Source organism: Enterobacter sp. 940_PEND, assembly GCF_001059415.1.
GTDB lineage: Bacteria > Pseudomonadota > Gammaproteobacteria > Enterobacterales > Enterobacteriaceae > Enterobacter > Enterobacter cloacae_M.
Genome location: NZ_JUMS01000150.1, coordinates 1 through 343, shown reverse-complemented (window position 1 = coordinate 343; position 343 = coordinate 1). Strand labels below are relative to the sequence as shown.

The 343-nt window shown below is 50.7% G+C and carries 1 protein-coding gene; it reads right to left on the bottom strand.

Going from position 1 to position 343, the window contains the following annotated elements:
• On the bottom strand, nucleotides 1-343 hold a 343-nt coding region (locus ADJ24_RS21505), incomplete at both ends, for an IS5/IS1182 family transposase (RefSeq protein WP_048703680.1).

The window sequence follows — 343 nt, the reverse complement described above, 5'->3', positions numbered from 1 at the left end:
AGACCCGGGAAGGCTTCTGAGTCCGTCACATTGTTCAGCGACAGGTCTGCACAGATGATTTCATGTGTGTTGCTGTCAACTGCCAGATGCAACTTTCGCCATATACGACGGCGTTCCTGGCCATGTTTTTTGACTTTCCATTCGCCTTCACCAAAGACCTTCAGCCCGGTGGAATCAACCACCAGATGCGCGATTTCACCCCGGGTGAACGTTTTGAAACTGACATTAACCGACTTTGCGCGCTTGCTGACACTGGTGTAATCCGGGCAGCGCAACGGAACATTCATCAGTGTAAAAATGGAATCAATAAAACCCTGTGCAGCCCGCAGGGTCAACCTGAACA